The sequence below is a fragment of the Streptomyces sp. NPDC043876 genome (genome assembly GCF_056435825.1).
On record NZ_JBWKDV010000004.1, the window covers coordinates 357,223 to 373,934 of the forward strand.

General features: G+C 74.9%; 16 protein-coding genes, 1 tRNA gene and 1 pseudogene. 1 reads left to right on the forward strand and 17 read right to left on the reverse strand.

What is annotated here, in order from left to right; translation table 11 throughout:
* Nucleotides 1-23: 23 nt before the first annotated feature.
* The 7 genes and pseudogenes from AC0693_RS15405 to AC0693_RS15435 all read right to left on the reverse strand — a co-directional run bounded on the left by AC0693_RS15405 (nucleotide 24) and on the right by AC0693_RS15435 (nucleotide 4,534).
* Entirely contained in the window at nucleotides 24-341 is a 318-nt protein-coding gene (locus AC0693_RS15405; RefSeq protein WP_478802068.1) for a hypothetical protein, read from the reverse strand.
* 279 nt (nucleotides 342-620) lie between these two features.
* Nucleotides 621-1,274, reverse strand: a pseudogene (locus tag AC0693_RS15410) (DUF6875 domain-containing protein).
* Nucleotides 1,261-2,361, reverse strand: a complete 1,101-nt coding sequence (locus tag AC0693_RS15415; protein WP_478802069.1) for a methyltransferase — start codon at nucleotides 2,359-2,361, stop codon at nucleotides 1,261-1,263. The pseudogene AC0693_RS15410 and the gene AC0693_RS15415 overlap by 14 nt, the downstream one beginning before the upstream one ends.
* Nucleotides 2,358-3,497, reverse strand: coding sequence for a cytochrome P450 (locus AC0693_RS15420; protein WP_478802241.1), 1,140 nt, complete (start codon nucleotides 3,495-3,497; stop codon nucleotides 2,358-2,360). The genes AC0693_RS15415 and AC0693_RS15420 overlap by 4 nt, the downstream gene beginning before the upstream one ends.
* Nucleotides 3,452-3,796 carry a hypothetical protein gene (locus AC0693_RS15425; RefSeq protein WP_478802070.1) on the reverse strand — a complete coding sequence of 115 codons (345 nt, stop codon included), beginning with the start codon at nucleotides 3,794-3,796 and terminating at the stop codon, nucleotides 3,452-3,454. Before AC0693_RS15425 ends, AC0693_RS15420 begins: the two co-directional genes overlap by 46 nt.
* Before the next feature lie 55 nt (nucleotides 3,797-3,851).
* Entirely contained in the window at nucleotides 3,852-4,061 is a 210-nt protein-coding gene (locus AC0693_RS15430; RefSeq protein WP_478802071.1) for a hypothetical protein, read from the reverse strand.
* A 116-nt stretch (nucleotides 4,062-4,177) separates the two neighbouring features.
* Nucleotides 4,178-4,534 (reverse strand): hypothetical protein, encoded by a 357-nt coding sequence (locus AC0693_RS15435; protein ID WP_478802072.1) that lies wholly within the window; start codon nucleotides 4,532-4,534, stop codon nucleotides 4,178-4,180.
* Between the two features lie 219 nt (nucleotides 4,535-4,753).
* Here AC0693_RS15435 and AC0693_RS15440 point away from each other — a divergent pair.
* Nucleotides 4,754-4,827 (forward strand) — tRNA-Met (locus tag AC0693_RS15440).
* A 110-nt stretch (nucleotides 4,828-4,937) separates the two neighbouring features.
* Here the strand turns inward: AC0693_RS15440 and AC0693_RS15445 are convergent.
* From AC0693_RS15445 to AC0693_RS15490, 10 genes are read right to left on the reverse strand one after another with little or no spacing between them, the layout of a single operon-like run.
* Nucleotides 4,938-5,969 (reverse strand): alpha-hydroxy acid oxidase, encoded by a 1,032-nt coding sequence (locus AC0693_RS15445; protein ID WP_478802073.1) that lies wholly within the window; start codon nucleotides 5,967-5,969, stop codon nucleotides 4,938-4,940.
* Between the two features lie 10 nt (nucleotides 5,970-5,979).
* Nucleotides 5,980-7,254, reverse strand: a complete 1,275-nt coding sequence (locus AC0693_RS15450; protein WP_478802074.1) for an ATP-grasp domain-containing protein — start codon at nucleotides 7,252-7,254, stop codon at nucleotides 5,980-5,982.
* Nucleotides 7,251-8,645: an MFS transporter gene (locus AC0693_RS15455; protein ID WP_478802075.1), complete on the reverse strand. Its 1,395-nt coding sequence runs from the start codon at nucleotides 8,643-8,645 to the stop codon at nucleotides 7,251-7,253. Before AC0693_RS15455 ends, AC0693_RS15450 begins: the two co-directional genes overlap by 4 nt.
* Complete coding sequence (locus AC0693_RS15460; RefSeq protein ID WP_478802076.1) at nucleotides 8,642-9,478, reverse strand: hypothetical protein; 837 nt, start codon at nucleotides 9,476-9,478, stop codon at nucleotides 8,642-8,644. Before AC0693_RS15460 ends, AC0693_RS15455 begins: the two co-directional genes overlap by 4 nt.
* Nucleotides 9,475-10,395 (reverse strand): branched-chain amino acid transaminase, encoded by a 921-nt coding sequence (locus tag AC0693_RS15465; protein WP_468465603.1) that lies wholly within the window; start codon nucleotides 10,393-10,395, stop codon nucleotides 9,475-9,477. The genes AC0693_RS15460 and AC0693_RS15465 overlap by 4 nt, the downstream gene beginning before the upstream one ends.
* 6 nt (nucleotides 10,396-10,401) lie before the next feature.
* Nucleotides 10,402-11,616, reverse strand: a complete 1,215-nt coding sequence (locus tag AC0693_RS15470) for a GNAT family N-acetyltransferase (RefSeq protein WP_469317271.1) — start codon at nucleotides 11,614-11,616, stop codon at nucleotides 10,402-10,404.
* Nucleotides 11,613-12,848, reverse strand: a complete 1,236-nt coding sequence (locus AC0693_RS15475) for an ATP-grasp domain-containing protein (RefSeq protein WP_478802077.1) — start codon at nucleotides 12,846-12,848, stop codon at nucleotides 11,613-11,615. The genes AC0693_RS15470 and AC0693_RS15475 overlap by 4 nt, the downstream gene beginning before the upstream one ends.
* Complete coding sequence (locus tag AC0693_RS15480; RefSeq protein WP_469317273.1) at nucleotides 12,845-13,966, reverse strand: Ldh family oxidoreductase; 1,122 nt, start codon at nucleotides 13,964-13,966, stop codon at nucleotides 12,845-12,847. Before AC0693_RS15480 ends, AC0693_RS15475 begins: the two co-directional genes overlap by 4 nt.
* Nucleotides 13,963-15,363: a dipeptide epimerase gene (locus AC0693_RS15485; protein WP_356410427.1), complete on the reverse strand. Its 1,401-nt coding sequence runs from the start codon at nucleotides 15,361-15,363 to the stop codon at nucleotides 13,963-13,965. Before AC0693_RS15485 ends, AC0693_RS15480 begins: the two co-directional genes overlap by 4 nt.
* On the reverse strand, nucleotides 15,360-16,598 hold the full coding sequence (locus tag AC0693_RS15490) for a KamA family radical SAM protein (protein WP_478802078.1): 1,239 nt from the start codon (nucleotides 16,596-16,598) through the stop codon (nucleotides 15,360-15,362). The genes AC0693_RS15485 and AC0693_RS15490 overlap by 4 nt, the downstream gene beginning before the upstream one ends.
* Between the last annotated feature and the right edge of the window lie 114 nt (nucleotides 16,599-16,712).

The window sequence follows — 16,712 nt, forward strand, 5'->3', positions numbered from 1 at the left end:
GCGGCCGGCGCGATGCCCGCAGGTCAGGAGGCGGTCTTCGCCCGGTTCCTGCGTCCCGCGAGCTGGCCCTGCACGTAGGGGTCCGTATCCGGGGCGTACGGGCCGCCGTGGGCGGACAGCACGTCGGTGATCCGCTCCCACTCGGCGAGGGTGGCGCGGGTCCGCACGTCGGGATCGTCCGGGTCCCCCGCGGCCTCCGCGGCCTTCTCCGCTTCTTCGAGCGCCTGGGCGCTCTCGTGGTGGGACATTCCGGTGGCGAGGCGCCGAACCTCGTCGCAGGCCTCGCGCTCCGCCGACGTGGGGCCGTTCTGCACAAACTGCGGATCGTCTGCCTCTGCCATGGGGTTCCCTTCCTCGCATCCTGGGCCGCGGTACCGGGGCCGCGGCCCGCAGTGCGCATTATGCGCGGGCCGCGCACCGCGCCGTCACGGGGGCCGGGGTCCCGCCGTACCGGCGGCCCGTCCGCGTCAGGCCGCGTGGTCCAGGGGGCGTCGGCACGCGTGGTGCGGCTCGCCTCGCTGGTGTGGCCGCGCATGTAGTCCTCGAAGCGCTGGTCGAGCTCCCTCATCACGGAACTCCTCTGTAGTGGTCGAGTGGAACGGTGCCGGGACGGGCACGGGTCAGCGCACGGCTGCGGCCGCCTCGTAGGAGGAGCGGAGCAGCGGGTCGGCGACCGCCCCGCGCTCGTAGCGGGCGGCGAAGCGGTGCCGGTACTGCGCGAAGAGCCGGCTGTCGCCGTGCAGGAACAGCACGTCGTGCAGGGCCATGTTCCGCATGGCGAGGAGCGGTACGGGACTGCGCGAGACCGGGAAGCGGGGGTTGCGGGCGGCGGGCTCCGGGCACTGCAGGTGGAACTGGCCCGGCATCAGGCCGCCTTCGGCCAGTTCCGCCTTCATCTCGGCCTGCGTGGCGTCGAGTGCGGCCCACCGCTCGCGCGGCAGGTCGGGCAGGATCAGGACGCAGGCTTACATCGTGGGATTGGAGCGCGGCCAGTGCGCGGTGCGGAAGGTCCGCGCCATCTCCCGCACCAGGGAGCGCAGTTCGGCCTCCCCCGCTGCGGCCAGTCCGGTGCGGGTGTGCATCATCAGGGTTCCGGCCCGTGCAGCGGGTTCCACGAAGGGGCAGACGTCGCCGTCGCGGCCGAGCTGTTCGTGCGGCCGGCCCACGTAGTCGCGCAGCCAGTCCCGGACCACGGTCTGCGCCCGCTCCGCGTGCGACGCGGGACAGGCGGCCGGCAGCACCGCGACGGGCGTCGCCCCGTCACGCGTCGTCATCGGCGGCCGCCTCGATCACACCGCTGCCACCGGGCAGCCGGGGCACCCGCAGGGGCGTGAGGCCCGCCCGCCCCAGCAGGTCGGCGGTCTCCTCCCGGGTGCGCTCCCGGCCCCCGTCGAAGAGGGACATCATGTAGAGGTCCATCAGGCCGCCCCACCGGCCGCCGGGCCCCCCGTCCGCGTCGTCCGCCGGGTCAGCGGCCGCGAGGTGGTCGATGAGGACCAGCCGGGCGTCCGGTCCCATCGCGGCCCGGCAGTTGCGCAGGATGGCGACACAGGAGTCGTCGTCCCAGTCGTGCAGGACGTGGCGCAGGACGTAGCGGTCCGCACCGGCCGGTAGTGCCTCGAAGAAGTCGCCCTCGCGCAGCTCGCAGCGGTCCGCGAGGCCCGCGCCGGTCAGCCGCAGGGCGGCGGGCGGGAGGGCGGCCGCGAGGTCGACGAGCGTGCCGCGCAGCGCGGGCCGGTCGGCGAGCAGACCGGTGAGCAGGGCCGCGTCCCCGCCGCCGATGTCGACGACGGCGAGCGGGCCGGTGAAGTCCACCGCCGCGAGCAGCCCCTCCAGTTCCAGGGCCAGGCCGGTCTCCTGGGAGCGGTCGAAGATCCGGCGCCGTGCGGTGTCGTCGCCGAGGTGCGAGAAGAAGTCCTGGCCGTAGACCTCGGGGAAGGCCGGGCGCCCGGTGCGGACCACCTCGATGAGCCGTTCCCAGGCGGGTGCCACGGTGGCGGCGACGAGCAGGGCCGTCGGGAGCGCGGAGCCGGGTACGTCGGAGCGCAGGGTCCGGCCGAGCGCGGTCAGCGAGAACTCCTCCCGCCCACCCAGCCGTTCGCGGTGCAGGATCTCGAAGGAGGCCAGGGCCCGCAGCAGTCGCAGCAGCAGGGCGCGGTCGGCGCCGACCTCGTCCGCGAGTTCGGCCGCGGTGCGCGCGCCGGCGCCGAGGACGTCGGCGAGGCCGAGTTCGGCCATCACGCCGATGGCGCGGGAGCGCAGCTGCCCGTAGATCATCTCGCGCATCCGCCAGGCGTGCCGGGCCTCGTCGCCGTCGGGGACGGCGCCCCGTCCGGCCGCGAGGAGCGTCGGGGTCGTCATCGGGCCTCCTCCACCAGAAGGGCGCGGTCGGCCCGCTCGGCGTCGCGGGCACCGCCCCGGCTGCCGTCCCGGTCCCGGTCCCGGTCGCCGGGGCGGGCCCGTACGGGCGGCTCGACGATCCGGACGTGGAGCCCGCCGCGCGGGACGAGGGCCGGGATGCCGCCGTACTGCGGCCGGAGCGTCAGCAGGTCGAGTTCGGTGCGCTGGGCCAGCCGGGAGAGGACCGCGGGGAGCACGGCTCCGGCGATCCCGGCCCCGACGCAGCGGCGGGCGCCGTAGCCGTAGGGCAGGTACTCGAAGGGCGACGGGGACTCGTACCCCTCCTGGCCGGTGTCCCAGCGCTCGGGGCGGAACGCGGTGGGTGCGTCCCAGACGGCGGGCATCCGGTGGGTGATGTACTCGCTGACGGCGACCGTGCTGCCCGCCGGGATCAGGTGGCCGCGGTGGCGGAACGCCTTGACGCAGCGGCGCGGGCTCATCACCACCGGCGGGTGCAGCCGCAGGCTCTCCTGGACGACCCGGCCGGTGTAGCGGAGCCGGCGGACGGCGGCCGGGGTGGCGGGCGCCGCGCCCAGTACCTCGTCGGCCTCGGCCCGCAGGCGCTGCCACACTCCGGGGTGCGCCAGGGAGTTGTAGACGGCCCAGCCGATGCCGGAGCCCACCGGGTCGTAGCCCGCGATCAGTGCGCTGACGACCATGTCGCGGATCTCCTGGTCGGTCATCACGGCGCCGCCCTCGGCCAGCATCACCGAGATGAGGTCCTCGCCGCCGCGCGCTCCGGCCTCGCCGCTGTGCCGCCTGCGGGCGATCTCCTCGTAGACGCGCTCCTCGACGGCGGCAATTGCGTCGAGGGCGCGCCTGCGGGCGCGGGTCGGCAGGCTCCAGGCGACCATCTGCTGCGGCAGCGGGTGGTCCATCAGTTCATGGATCTGGTCCAACTCGCGGACCAGATACGGGGCTTGCGCGGCCAGCCGGTCGCCGCAGAACAGCAGGAGCATCGCGCCGCGGATCGCCTCGCGCAGTGCGGCGTGGATGTCCAGGCGCTGCCCGGGGCGCCAGCCGTCGATGGTCCGGTCGACGGCTTCGACGATCAGCCGGGTGGCCCGTTCGACGCCGGGCCGCTGGAAGGAGGGCAGGGCCTTGCGCTTGCGGCGGGCGTGCGGTTCACCGTCGGGACGACCAGGGCGGTCTCTCCGGCGATGGGGCGGAGCATGTCGTAAGCGCCGGTGAAGCGGAAGTTGTCGGGGTTGCGCATCACCAGGGCGTTGGCGTCGGGCCCGAAGAGGAAGTAGGTGCGGGTGGGGCCCAGTCCGAAGGCGCTGACCTCGCCGTACTCGTCCTTGAGGTGTTCCAGCCCTTCCGGCAGCGAGCGCTGGAATGCTCTGACGGTGCGCACCACTTGGGCCAGTGTGCGCGGTCCGGGGACAGCGGCCATGCGGGAACTCCTTCGGGGCGGGTGGGGTCGGAGGGAGGCGGCGGGGCCGCGCCGCTCAGGCGGCGGTCCGCGGCGCGACGGCGCCGTCGGGCGTGCGGCGGGAGTCCAGGGCCAGCGCGTCGCTGCCGAACAGGATCACGGCGCCGATGAGCACGGCGAGGGCGGTCGCCCAACCGGGGGTGCGGAGCACGAGCACGGAGGCGAGGAACGCGGTGGAGAGCAGCATGTCGGCCTTCAGGACGGCGTTGGCCCGCGGGCTGTCCACGGCCCGCGCCATGGCCCGGCACTGCTGGAAGGCCGCGACGGCCCAGGGCAGCGCCGCCAGGGTGCGCAGCGGCAGGGCGCCCGCGAGGACGAAGCCCGTCAGGGAGAGGTATCCGATCAGGGTGACGACGGTGGCGGCGCGGGCGGCGGAGAGCCGGTCGGGGAAGACGGTCGCGGAGGTGCGCAGGTGTTGGCCGGCAGCCCGTACACCAGGGAGACGGCCAGTCCGGCGAAGAACGGCCCGGTGACCCCGCCGCCCGCCACCGTCCAGCCGAGCGCGAAGGTCAGCATCCCGGGGACACAGGTCCGCGGCCGCCCCGGGAGCAGGGTGATCCGCGCGGTCTCGCCCCAGCCGGAGCTGCCGGGGGTGCGGCGCACCGCGTCCTCGCGCCGCTGCGGGCTGAGCGCGGCGAACTCCTCGGGTCTTGGCAGGGGCGCCGGCGATACGGGTAATCGGGCGGCGTTCACGCTCACGGGGGTCGTCCTCCATCCGCCGGGCCCGGCCCGCGCTGCTCTCGCGGGGCCCGGCCGTGGCTCACGGTTCGGTGGTCCGACCATGGCGGCGATCACTTGACGGCCACTCAGATGTCGCTCGGGACCCTGTCCGGAACCGGTCCGGAAGCCCTCCGGGCGCGCTGGAGGAGCGCCGTGGTGAGGCGGGCCGGGAAACTCGCGTAGAGTGGGGTTTACCGACGCGGGGTGGAGCAGCTCGGTAGCTCGCTGGGCTCATAACCCAGAGGTCGCAGGTTCAAATCCTGTCCCCGCTACTCATGGATGAGGCCCCCTCGACGTTCACGTCGAGGGGGCCTCATCGCGTTGCCGGGCCGGACGCCGCTACGGGCCCGCGCCGGTCAGCCGTGCAGCAGGCCCGCGACGGTCAGCCGTGCAGCAGGTCCGGGCCGATAGCACCGAGGGCGGGGGCCCCGGCCAGCGCCATCCGCAGCGAGAGCTGCTCCCGGTAGGAGTCGAACAGGGCGGCCACGCCGTCGGCGCCGCCCACGGACAGGGCCCACAGGACCGGGCGGCCCACCAGGACCGCGCGGGCCCCCAGCGCGAGCGCGACCAGGACGTCCGTCCCCGTCAGAACGCCCCCGTCGACCAGGACCGGCACCCTGTCCCCCACCGCGCGGACGATCCCCGGCAGCACCTCGGCGGTCGCGGCCGCGCGGTCGAGCTGGCGGCCGCCGTGGTTGGAGACGATCACCCCGGCCGCCCCGGCGGCCACGCACGCCGCCGCGTCGTCGGCCCGCAGCACGCCCTTGACCAGCACGGGCAGGCCGGAGCGCCGGTGGAGCTCGCCGATCACCTCGGGCCCGATCGAGGGGTCCTGTTCCCAGCCGGGCGTCCGGGTGCCCAGTCCGACCGAACGGCACAGCTCGTCGTCCTGGGGCAGCGGCAGCGCCAGACCCGCCGTGGCCTTCGGCGGGACGTAGGGCGCGTCCACGGTGAGGACCAGGGCCCGGGCCCCGGCCGCGGTGGCCCGTTCGACCTGGCGGCGGGTGATGTCCCGGTCCCGCAGGCAGTACACCTGGTACCACCAGGGTCCGGCGGCCGCCGCGACGTCCTCCGGGTGACGGGTGGCGCGGGAGGAGAGCACCATCAGGGAGCCGGCGGCCCGGACGCCCGCGGCCGTGGCCACCTCTCCCTCGTCGTGCGCCATCCGGTGGAAGGCGGTCGGCGCCGCCAGGACCGGCGCGGAGAGCGTGCTGCCGAACAGCTCCACGGAGGTGTCCACCGCGGACACGTCCCGCAGGACGCGCGGGGCGAACCGCCGGGCCCGCCAGGCCGCCGCCGCCTCGCCCGTAGTGAGCTGCTCGTCGGAGCCCGCCGCGTAGAAGTCGTAGGCCGCCGCGGGAAGCACCGCCCGGGCGCGTTCCGCGAGCCCCGGCCCCGCCGTGATGTCGTTCACCGGTGCCGCCTCAGACCCACTCGCCGGAGCCGGCCCGGGCGCCGCCGACGACCCGGACGGCGAACTCCAGCCCGGCGACCGCCTGCTGGGCGCGGGCGACCGCCTCCGCGGCGTCCGCGCCGCGGGCGCGCACGAAGGCGGCGCGGGACTCTGAGCTGTCGAGTTCGCCGATCGTGTCCCCGGCGTCCAGGAGGGCCTCGGCGACGACGACGTCCGGCAGGGCGGCCGCCTCGGCCAGCCCGTCGATCGCGGTGAGGGTACCGCGCGCGCGGGGCACGGCGAACCAGATGGCCTCGGGGCGGCGGTCCACCGTGGGGTCCGCGAGGGTCTTGCGGATGTCGGCCAGCACCGGCTGCCCCAGGGTCTGGCGGACCACGCAGTCGACGAGGTCGACCCCGGTGACGTCCTGGACCAGGTAGGGGATCTCGTCCCCGGCGAGCCGGACGTGGGTCTCGATGACGCGCGGCCCGGCGTCGGTGAGCACCACCTCGGTGTGGGTGACGCCGTAGGTGATGCCGAGGGCGTCGAGCAGACGGCGCACGTAGGCGTGCACCGAACCGGTCCGCTCGTCGTCGAGTTCGGCGGGGACGACGTGGCCGACCTCGACGAAGCCGACCGGATCGGAGTACTTGCGGGTGATCGCCAGGATCTCGTGCTCGCCGTCCTCCGAGAAGGCCTCGACGCTGAACTGCGGCCCGACGTGGAAGCGTTCGACGAGCACGCCCGCGTCGGGGATCACCTCGAAGTCGCGCGCGGCGCGGGCGAAGGCCGCCTCCGCCTCCTCGGCGTCGCGGACGACGGAGACGCCGAAACTACCCGCCCCCTGGGCCGGTTTGACCACGCAGGGCGTGCCGTGTTCGGCGAGGAAGGCGCGGAGCTGCGCCGCGTCGGCGACGCGGGCGACCGGGGTGTCGTCGACGCCGGTCTCCGCGAGCCTGCGACGCATCGCGTGCTTGTCGTGGACGTAGGTGATGGTCTGCGGGCTGTGGCAGGGCAGGCCGAGCGCCGCGGCGACGGCGGCGGCGCGGTCCTGGTCGCGTTCGCCGAAGGTGCCGACCCGGGTGAAGGGGTGGCGGGCGTGGACGGCGGCCGCCAGGGCGATCCATTCCTCGTCGGGTGCCTCGCTGCGCAGGGCGAGCACCCGGTCGTGCTGACCGGGCTTGCGGATCTTGGGCACGAAGTCCATCCGGCACAGGATGGTGGTGGCCACCTCCGGACCGCCCGCCTCACGGATCAGTCCGGGGACCTCGCGGCCGCCGCCGACGATGAGTACGTGCTCGGTCATGTGGTCACCTCGGTTGTTGCGGGGGCGGGCGGGGTGGCGGGCAGCTTCCCGGGGGCGTCGGCAGGAGCGTCCTTCGGGCCGCCGGTGGCCCGTACGACGACTGCGGCCACCGCGAAGATCCCGGCGAGCAGCGCCCAGCCTATGCTGCCGAGCGGGAGCATGACCGAGGTCATCAGGACCGGGCCGACGATCTGCTGGCCGGTCACGCCCAGGCTGAAGGTGGCCAGGTAGCGGGAGCGGGCCGGGGCCGGGGACATCTCGTACGACAGGTTCCAGACGGCGACCGAGTGCAGGTTCTCGCCGACCGTGAGGAGCACCACCGCGAGCACGGCGCAGGCCGCGGCGGGCCAGACGGAGACGTGCTCGGCGCCCGCGAAGAGGCCGCAGGACAGCAGCAGCGGCAGCAGGGCGACCCAGACGAGCTTGAGGGCGCGCGCGGTGGTCTCGGCGAACTTGGAGACGTACACCTGGAGCAGCACGGTGAGGACGGTGTTCACGGCGAGGAGCACCGAGACGGCCGAGGCGGGTGCGCTGGTGGCGGTGGTGAGCCACAGCGGCAGCAGCACGAAGAGCACCGAGTCGTGCAGGGACAGGACGCCGTTGGAGAGGGTGAACAGCAGGAACCGCAGGTCCCGGAAGGGACTGCGGACGGGCTGCCCGGACGCGGGCACGGCGGTTTCGGGCTGCGGAGCGAGCGCCGCCGCGGCGGCCGGTGGAGCGGTCTTCGGCGCGGCGGCCCCGGGGGCGGCGCGGCGGCGCAGCCGCTCCACGACGGCGGCGATGACGAAGAAGGTCAGCGCGTTGCCGAGGAAGAGGGCGACGAAGGCGGCCCGGCTCTCGACCGCCAGCACGGCGCCGGCCAGCAGGAACCCGGCGGTCAGCCCGATGTTGCGGACCGAGCGGATCGAAGCCATCGTGCGGGTCTGGTTCTCGCCGCCCTCGATCAGCCCGACCACGACCTGCTGGAGCGGTGAGCAGCCCCGGTCCAGCGCGGTGAGGACGCAGGTCAGCAGCGCGTACGGCCAGAAGTCGTGGACCAGCGCGAAGCCCGCGTAGCCGATGCCGCGGGCCGCGAGCAGGGCGACGTAGACCCGGGCGGGGCCGACCCGGTCGGCGAGCCGCCCGAGCGGGACCGGGCTGAGCAGGCCGACGACGCTCGCGACGGCGAGCACCAGGCCGACCCGCTCGGCCGGGAAGCCGACGACGGTGACGAAGTACAGGGTCGACGCGGCGAGGAACATGCCGGAGCCGACCGAGTCCACGGCGGCGCCCGCGGCGAGCTTGCGCCCCGCGGGGGTCCTGGGCAGGATCGCGACCAGGAACCGGGCGAGCCGGCCGGTGAGCGGGGACGGCGCGGCCGGGCCCGGCGCGGGGGTCCGCGGGCCGCTCATGCGCCACGCCCCGGGACGGCCGCGGGCGGGGCCCCGCGCAGCCACGCGGTGAGTTCACCGGTGCGCCGGACGTGGACCTCGGTGGCCGCCTCGGGCGGCGGCTGGCGCAGCCAGTTCCAGGTGTACCGGCGGACCGCGTTGACGTGCCGCTGCGCCTCCAGCGGGTCCGGCTGCCCTGCCGCCGCGGCCAGCAGTGCGGTGGCCAGCTGGATCCGGCCCAGGCGCTCGACCAGGACCCAGCCGCCCGCGGCGGTGAACGCGGGGTCCGCGCCCACCCATTCGTCCCGGGTCACGCCGAGGCCGCGCAGGGCCTCGTCCACGAGGTCCCAGGCCGCGGCGGCCCGGCCGGCCGGGCGCGGACCGAGCGCCGCGCGCAGCCGGGCGAGGGCGCCGTCGTAGTAGGCGGGGCGGGCCGCGAAGGTGACCACCGAGGTGACCAGGCGGTGCGCGGCGTCGGCGCTCTGCCCCTCGCGCACGGGCATCATGTCGGCGACGTAGGTGTCGACCCGGGAGCGGGTCCGTACGACGTCCTCCCCCACCGCCCAGCGGACGCAGGCGTGCATCATCTCGTCGAGGTCGTCCAGGTCGTCCGTGCCGTTGGCGGCGGAGTCGGGCTCGGCGGCGCGCAGCCACGCCCGGGCCGCCGCCAGGTCGATCAGCCGGTCGCAGACCTCCTCGCCCCACGAGACGTCCCCGCCGGGCCCGGCCGCGGTGACCGGGACGTCCGGCAGCGCGAGGGCGGCCGCCTCCAGCCGGGCCACCGCCTCGCCCACTGCGGCCCGGGCCCGGCCGAGCCCCTGGCCCGGCCGGGCCGGGGCGTGCTCGCCGCTCACACGCGCTCCAGCCAGTGCTCGTACGCCGCGTTGCGGCCGCGCACGACCTCCTGGAAGAGTCCGCGCAGGTCCTTGGTGACGGCGCCGACCCGGCCGTTGCCGACCGGGCGCTCGTCGACGGAGGCGACCGGCACGATCTCGGCGGCGGTCCCGGTCAGGAACGCCTCGTCGGCCATGTACACCTCGCTGCGCGGGATGCTGCGCTCGACGACGGTGAGGCCGAGGTCGCGGGCGAAAGTGATCGCGCAGTCGCGGGTGATGCCGGGCAGGATGCCGTCGCTGACCGGCGGGGTGACCAGCTCGCCGCCCCGGAGCATGAAGAGGTTGGCGGCCGACGCCTCGGCGATGTGCCCGTTGGCGGTCAGCATCAGCGCGTCGTCGTACCCGGCGCGCTGGGCGCCGACCTTGGCGAGGGCGCTGTTGACGTACGCGCCGGTGGCCTTGGCCAGCGGCGGCACGGTCTGGTTCGAGTTGCGCTGCCAGTTGCTGACGATGAGGCGGCAGCCCTCGTTCTCCGCCTTGTCGCCGAGGTAGGAGCCCCAGGGCCAGACGGCGATGGACATGCGGACGGCGTCGAGGTTCGGGGCCACGCCCATCTCGCCGTAGCCGAGGTAGGCGATCGGGCGGATGTAGCAGGAGGGCTGGCCGTTGACGCGGACGAGGTCGAGGACCGCCTGGACCAACTCCTCGTCGGTCCAGGGCAGTTCCATCAGGTAGACGCGGGCGGAGTCGCGCAGCCGGGCGATGTGCTCGCGCAGCCGGAACACGGCGGGGCCGGTCTCGGTCTCGTAGGCGCGGACGCCCTCGTAGACGCCCCAGCCGTAGTGCAGGCTCGGGGTGAGCACGTGCACCTGGGCCTCGTCCCAGGGGACCAGTTCGCCGTCCATCCAGATGAAGGGGGTCGGGGTCAGTGGCATGTCGGCTCAGTCTCCTTGTGGGGTGGTGCTGTTCGGGCCGAGGCTGCGCAGCCGGCCGTGTTCGCCGTCCCCCTGGAGGCGGACGGTCTCGGTGAGGACCTGGTGGCCCTCGCCGGTGAAGTGGAACCAGCCGTGGCGTGCTTCGAGGTCGCAGCCCCGCAGCTTCTTGGCGTCGTAGGCGGCGAGGCCGTACCAGATGTCGCGGACCCCGTTGGCCAGCGACCAGCGGATGGTCTCGTGGTAGGTGAGGGCGAAGTAGACGCCCTTGGCCCGGTCGTCGTCGAAACCGGCGGTGCGCCCGAAGAGGGCGTCGCCGGAGCGGAGGTAGAGGACGAAGCCGAGGGTCTCGCCGTCGCGTTCGGCACTGAGGACCAGCGCGCTGTCGCCGACGGTCTCGCGGATCGCCGCGAAGTCCCGCTCGACGCGCGGACGGCCGCCCGGCAGGCCGTACTTGGCGCGCAGGGCGACCTGGAGGTCGACGACCGGCCCGGTGAGCGCGTCGGCTCCCTCGCGGACCACGGTGGTGAATCCGGCCTCGGCGTACTCGCGTAGTTCGCGGTTGGCGCGCTTGCGCTTGCGGCTGACCAGGGAGGCGAGGTAGGCGTCCCAGTCCGGGGCGGCGAGGCGCAGGACGGATTCGGCGCCGAGGACGGCCGGGACGTGGCCCCGCTCCGCCGCCGCCGGGCCGAGGATCCCGGCCTGTTCGTCGGTGGCGTAGAGCAGGGCGTGGCTGGCGCACCCGAGGGAGCGGGCCGCGTCGTCGAGCAGCCCGGGCAGGGCGGCGAGGACCTCCCGGCGTTCGCTCTCGCCGCGGTCGGCGGCGTGGACGATGCCGTGGTGGGAGCCGAAGACGGACAGCGCCACCGAGGGGTACTGGGCGCGGCGGGCCTCGGGGAGGGCGGCCGCCAGCTCGTCCCAGCGGGCCCGCTCGGCCCCGGTGAGGTGCTCGGGGTCGCCGAAGGCGCCGAGGTCGCCGGTCATCTTGGGCGCGTCGTAGAAGAGCAGGCCGCCGCCGTCGCGGGTCAGGAGCAGCGGGGCGAGGGCGGCCAGGGAGCCGTCGGGGCCGTGGACGGCGAGGTAGTGGGTTTCGTGGAGGTCGGTGCGTTCGGTGAAGCGCCACCAGCGGTCGTCGTCCCAGATGACCGGGGGCCGCTCCAGGGCCGGGAACTCCAGGGCGGTGGGGCGGCTCGCGGGGTCCAGGACCGTGGCCGTGTACGTCATCGCGCCTCCCCTGCCGTTCCGGTGACCAGGTCCCAGCCGAAGGCCGCTTCGGTGTCGGCCTCGGTCTTGGCGATCAGGGCCAGCAGTTCGCCCTCGGTCGTGGCGGTGACCAGCCAGGTGGCGATGAAGTCGCCGGACTTGCGCCCGGTGTAGCGGGCGCCGCTCCAGTCCTCGCCGGGCTCGGCGAGGACGGCGAAGTCCCGGGTGCCGTCGGGGGCTTCGAGGGGTACCCGGGTGATCCGCCCGTTGCGCGGCGGGAGGCCGAAGTTGGCGACGAGGGGGGCGCTGCGCGCGTGCGCGCGGACGGCGTCGAGGTCCACGGGCAGCCCGCATTCGATGCGGGACCACAAGTGCCGTGGATCGAGGCCGAGTACGGCTTCCAGCATGGCCGGGATCGGGGTTCCGCCGACCCGGCCCGCGATCTCGCACAGCACGATCTCGTCGGCGTCGGTCACGAAGAACTCGGCGTGTACGAAGAGCGCGGGCGCCGCGGGCAGGGCGTCCACCAGCCGCCAGGTCTCCTCCACCAGCCGCCGGTGCAGGGGGTCTTCGCGCTCCAGGGTCCAGCTGCCGTTGCCGGAGTCGGTCCAGTGCGAGAGGCAGCCGCCGTCGGTGTAGAGCGAGGGCACGGCGACGACGGGCCCGCCGTCCGCGTGCAGGGCGTCGACGTGGAAGAAGCGGCCCGCGACGAACTCCTCGACCTCGTGCCCGCCGGAGCGGATCCGGTCGGTGACGGCGGGCACGTCGTCGGGGGTGTCCAGGACGGCCACGCCGGTGGAGCCGGAGCCGCCGCGCGGCTTGACGACGACCGGGCCGGGGTGGGCTGCCATGAAGGCGAGGACGTCGGCCGGCGAGTCGGCCGGGGCGAAGGCGGGGACGCGGATCCCGCCCGCGGCGGCGAGTTCCTTCATCCGGACCTTGTCGCGGTAGGCGCGGGCGCTCTCGGGGCGCTGGCCGGGCAGGGCGTACTCCTCGCGCAGGGCGGCGGCGCGTTCCACGTCGACCTCGGCGAGGGCCAGGACGCGGGTGACCCCGTACCGCGCGCACAGGCGGCGCGCGGCGTCCCGTACGGCGGTGTCGTCGAAGTAGTCGGCGACGGTTTCGACGGCGAGGAAGCCGGGGCCGGGGTCGACGCCGGCAGCGGTGACGGCCAGCAGTCGGCCGGACTCTTCGCCGAGCCACTCGGCGAAGGGCAGTCCGGCGTTGCGCGGGCTGAGCAGGACCAGGATCATGCGCCCGCTCCGGTTCCGTGCTGGGCGGCGAGCGCGGCGAAGGCGCTCGCGGTGTGCGGGTCGAGGGGGATGCCGTCGGCGGCGCGCCGTTCGGCGGTGCGGCGCTGCGGGTCGCCGGGGACCTGGACGGGCTGGGTCGCCTCGACGCCGGGCCGGGTGCCGCGGGTGGTGGTGACCAGGTCGGCGAAACCGGCGGCGAAGCCTTCGGCGCCGCCGAAGGCGGCCGGGTCCAGGCAGATCAGGAAGTGGCCAACCTGGCGGCTGCGGCCGGGGGCGGATTCGCCGATGTGCTCCAGGTGCCAGTCGGCGGGCGATCCGGTGAGGACGGCGCCGAGGAGGGTCGCGACCATGGCGAGACCCTGGCCCTTGTACCCGCCGAGCGGGGAGAGGGCGTACGCGTCCTCGGGATCGGTGGCGGGGCGGCCGTCGGCGTCGGTGGCCCAGCCCGCGTCGAGGGCGCGTCCGTGCTTGCGCCGCTCCTTGATCTCGCCGAAGCAGACCTGGCTGGTGGCCATGTCGAGGGCGAACTCGTCGCCGTCGTCGGCGGCGGCCACGCTGAGCGGGTTGGTCCCGTACAGCGGGGTGGTGCCGGAGAACGGTGCGACGCGCGAGGCGGCGGAGGTGGTGACGATGCCGACCAGGCCCTGGGCCGCGAGGTGGCGGCTGTAGACGGAGGCGGCGCCGAAGTGGTTGGAGTTGCGGACGCCGACGGCCGCCACGCCGTGGGTGCGTGCGCGCTCGGCGGCGATCCGGGCGGCGGCCAGGCCCGCGACGACGCCGAGGGCGCCGTCGGCGTCGAGCATGACGGCGGCGCCGGAGTCCCGCAGCACGGTGATGTCGGGGCGCGCGGTGGCGATGCCCTGGTCGAGTTCGGCGAGGTACTGCGGGAGCAGCCGCAGTCCGTGCGTGTCGATGCCGCGCAGGGAGGTCTCGGTGAGGGCGGCGGCCACGTCGCGGGCGTCGTCGTCCGGGACGCCGGCGGCCCGGAGCGCGGCGAGCGCGGTGGCGGTCGCGGAGGCGGCCGTCACCAGGGCGGGCGCCCCGGCGGCGCCGCTGCGGGCAGCGGGCACGCCGTCGGCCGGCGCGGCGGGGGCCGGGGATGCGGGGACGCTGGTCATGCGGGTGCCTTCCAGACCAAGAGGGATGCGTCGGCGTCGTCGGCGGGCGTCGCGGCGAAGCCGGTGGCGCGGGCCGCTTCGCCGAGCGCGGCGACGGTGGCGTCGGGGCGGGTCCAGACGGTGTCGGCGCCGTCGGCGACGGCGCGGGTGACGGCGGTGCGCAGCAGCGCGGCGAGTTCCGCCGCGCTCGCCCGGTCCTCGACGGACAGTTCCGTCAGCCGGCGCACGGTGTCGCTCGGCTCGCGGCCGGGCAGCGGCCGGCGGCGTTCGGCGAGCGAGGCGACCGGGGCGGCGTCGCGGTAGGCGGCGATCCGCCCGCCGTCCCAGCCGGCGCGCCCGGCCAGCACGGGCCGGACGGTGAAGGCGGGCCCGTCGAAGTCGGGGACGAAGCCGGTGCCGGGAGCGTCCGGCAGGGTGATCCGGCCCTGCTCGTCGAGCAGCACCCCGGTGCCCGTGTCCACCGCGAGCAGCGCGATGGAGTCCGCGTCGAGGTGGTCGACGTACGGTCCGAGGTGGGCGGTGGCCGAGACGCCGGCGCTGGATTCGGGCATGCAGCCGAGCATCGTGCCGAGGCCCGCGGCGCGGGCCCGGCGCAGCATGCGCAGCGCCGGGGTGATCCCGCCCGCCTTCATCAGCTTGAGGTTGACCCCGTGGAAGGCTTCGGCGCAGGCGTCGAGGTCGTCGGGGCCGGTGATGCTCTCGTCGGCGTACACCGGGATCGGGGAAGCCTCCTTGAGCGTGCGGGCGTCGTCCCACCGCTCGCGCGGGAAGGGCTGTTCCAGGAGTTCCACGCCGAGTTCGCGCATCGCGTCCAGGGCGCCGAGCGTACCGGCCAGGTCCCAGCCGCAGTTGCCGTCCACGAAGAACGGGGCGTCGGTGTGCTCGCGCAGGGCGCGCAGGACGTGCAGGTCGCCGGGGGCGGCGAGTTTGACCTTGTACGCGGGCCAGCCCGGGCGTTCACGGAGTTTGCGCACCATCACCGCGGGCTCGTCCAGGCCGATGCTGTAGCTGGAGTGCAGGACGCCGGGCGCCTCGCCGCCCAGGTGGCGCCAGAGCGGTACGTCCGCCAGCCGGGCCGCGAGGTCGTGCGCGGCGACGTCCAGCGCGGCCAGCAGGAACGGCGAACCGGCGAGCAGGGGGGCCAGTACGGCCCAGGCGCCCTCGGGATCGTCCCCGGGCAGCGCGCGCACGGTGGCCGCGACCCGGCGCAGGTCGTCGTGCATGGCCGCGAGGGAGGAGTTGTAGCGGTCGGTCATGAAGGCCGAGGCCTCGCCGAACCCCGAACGCCCGCCCGCGGACAGCTCGATGAGCAGGCCCGGCTGGACCGGGATGGCCTCGCGCGCGCTGCGCCAGACGTCGTGGTCGGTCAGCCGGATCTCGTGGACCGCGAGCCTCATGCGGAGAACTCCGGGAACGGCGGGAAGGAGGTCCCGGAGGCGGAGAGCGGCTTGAGGTCGTCGTACCACTGGGCGTGTTCGTCGTAGGCGGCGAAGAAGGGGCGGCCGACCCATTCGGGGCGGCGGGCCTGCAGGAAGCTGAGGACGAAGGCGTGTTCGCCGCCGACCTCCGCGGTGCCGTGGATCATCACCTTGCCGGGTCCGGCCGACATGACCGGGCCGCGGGCGGTGCGGGCCAGGCCCGAGACCCCGCGCAGGGCTTCGGTGTAGATGTCCAGGGCCCGGACCAGCGGCAGGCCGAAGTAGTTGCGCGCTCCGGTGTCCCGCTCGACGAACATGTAGTAGGGGACCATGCCGAGGTCGACCTGCATCTGCCACATGCGGGCCCAGGCGGCCGCGTCGTCGTTGACGTGGGCCACGAGGGGCGCCTGGGCGCGGATCACCGCGCCGGTGGACCGGATCCGGGCGACGGCTTCCCGTACCGCCTCGGTCTCCAGCTCCCGCGGGTGCGAGAAGTGCGCCATGACGGCCACGTGCTTGCCCGCCGCGACCGACTGCTCGAAGAGGCGCAGCAGGTCGTCGGCGTCGTCGCCGGTGGTGAAGCGGGCCGGCCAGTACGAGAGCGCCTTGGTGCCGAACCGCAGGGTGCGCACCGCGTTCGCGCCCGGTGCGAGCAGGGGTTCGACCCAGCGGCGGATCACCTCGGTGCGCATGATCATCGGGTCGCCGCCGGTGAAGAGCACGTCGGTGACCTCGGGGTGCCCGGCGAGGTAGCCGGTCAGGTCGGCCGGGTCGCGCAGTGCCTGGCGCAGCTCCGCCTGGCTGACGAACTGGGCCCAGCGGAAGCAGTATCCGCAGTACGAGTGGCAGGTCTGGCCCTGGGAGGGGAAGACCAGCACGGTTTCGGCGTACTTGTGCTGGAGGCCGTCCAGGCGGCGGCCGTCCAGCTCGGGGACGTTGGCCTCCAACTGGCCGCCCGGGTGCGGGTTGAGTTCGAGCTGCGCGGCCGCGGCGGCCAGGCGCAGTTCGCCGCGCGGGGCGCCGTTGTCGAGCAGCGCGGCCATCCGGTCGAAGACGGGCGCCGGGAGCATGTCGCGGTGCGGGAAGGTCAGCCGGAAGATCGGGTCGTCCGGCGCGGCCGACCAGTCGATCAGCTCGTCGGCGACGTACTCGTTGACCTTGAACGGCAGCACGCTGCCGACCACGCGCAGGTCACGCACGTACTCAGCGGGCATGCCGCGGTCCTGCGCGAGCTGAGCGAGGCGCTCATTGGCGTAGTGTTTCACCGGAAGTCTCGATTCCTCTTCTGCTGCGGCTGCTGCGGCGACTGCTCGTGCGGCGACTGCATC

What these genes read in the sequence shown, in the direction of transcription:
- AC0693_RS15485 (WP_356410427.1), bottom strand. Translation starts at nt 15,363, where the DNA reads ATGAGGCTCGCGGTCCACGAGATCCGGCTGACCGACCACGACGTCTGG.
- AC0693_RS15425 (WP_478802070.1), bottom strand. Translation starts at nt 3,796, where the DNA reads ATGGCCGCTGTCCCCGGACCGCGCACACTGGCCCAAGTGGTGCGCACC.
- AC0693_RS15415 (WP_478802069.1), bottom strand. Translation starts at nt 2,361, where the DNA reads ATGACGACCCCGACGCTCCTCGCGGCCGGACGGGGCGCCGTCCCCGAC.
- AC0693_RS15465 (WP_468465603.1), bottom strand. Translation starts at nt 10,395, where the DNA reads ATGCCACTGACCCCGACCCCCTTCATCTGGATGGACGGCGAACTGGTC.
- AC0693_RS15480 (WP_469317273.1), bottom strand. Translation starts at nt 13,966, where the DNA reads ATGACCAGCGTCCCCGCATCCCCGGCCCCCGCCGCGCCGGCCGACGGC.
- AC0693_RS15450 (WP_478802074.1), bottom strand. Translation starts at nt 7,254, where the DNA reads ATGACCGAGCACGTACTCATCGTCGGCGGCGGCCGCGAGGTCCCCGGA.
- AC0693_RS15455 (WP_478802075.1), bottom strand. Translation starts at nt 8,645, where the DNA reads ATGAGCGGCCCGCGGACCCCCGCGCCGGGCCCGGCCGCGCCGTCCCCG.
- AC0693_RS15405 (WP_478802068.1), bottom strand. Translation starts at nt 341, where the DNA reads ATGGCAGAGGCAGACGATCCGCAGTTTGTGCAGAACGGCCCCACGTCG.
- AC0693_RS15475 (WP_478802077.1), bottom strand. Translation starts at nt 12,848, where the DNA reads ATGATCCTGGTCCTGCTCAGCCCGCGCAACGCCGGACTGCCCTTCGCC.
- AC0693_RS15490 (WP_478802078.1), bottom strand. Translation starts at nt 16,598, where the DNA reads ATGCCCGCTGAGTACGTGCGTGACCTGCGCGTGGTCGGCAGCGTGCTG.
- AC0693_RS15470 (WP_469317271.1), bottom strand. Translation starts at nt 11,616, where the DNA reads ATGACGTACACGGCCACGGTCCTGGACCCCGCGAGCCGCCCCACCGCC.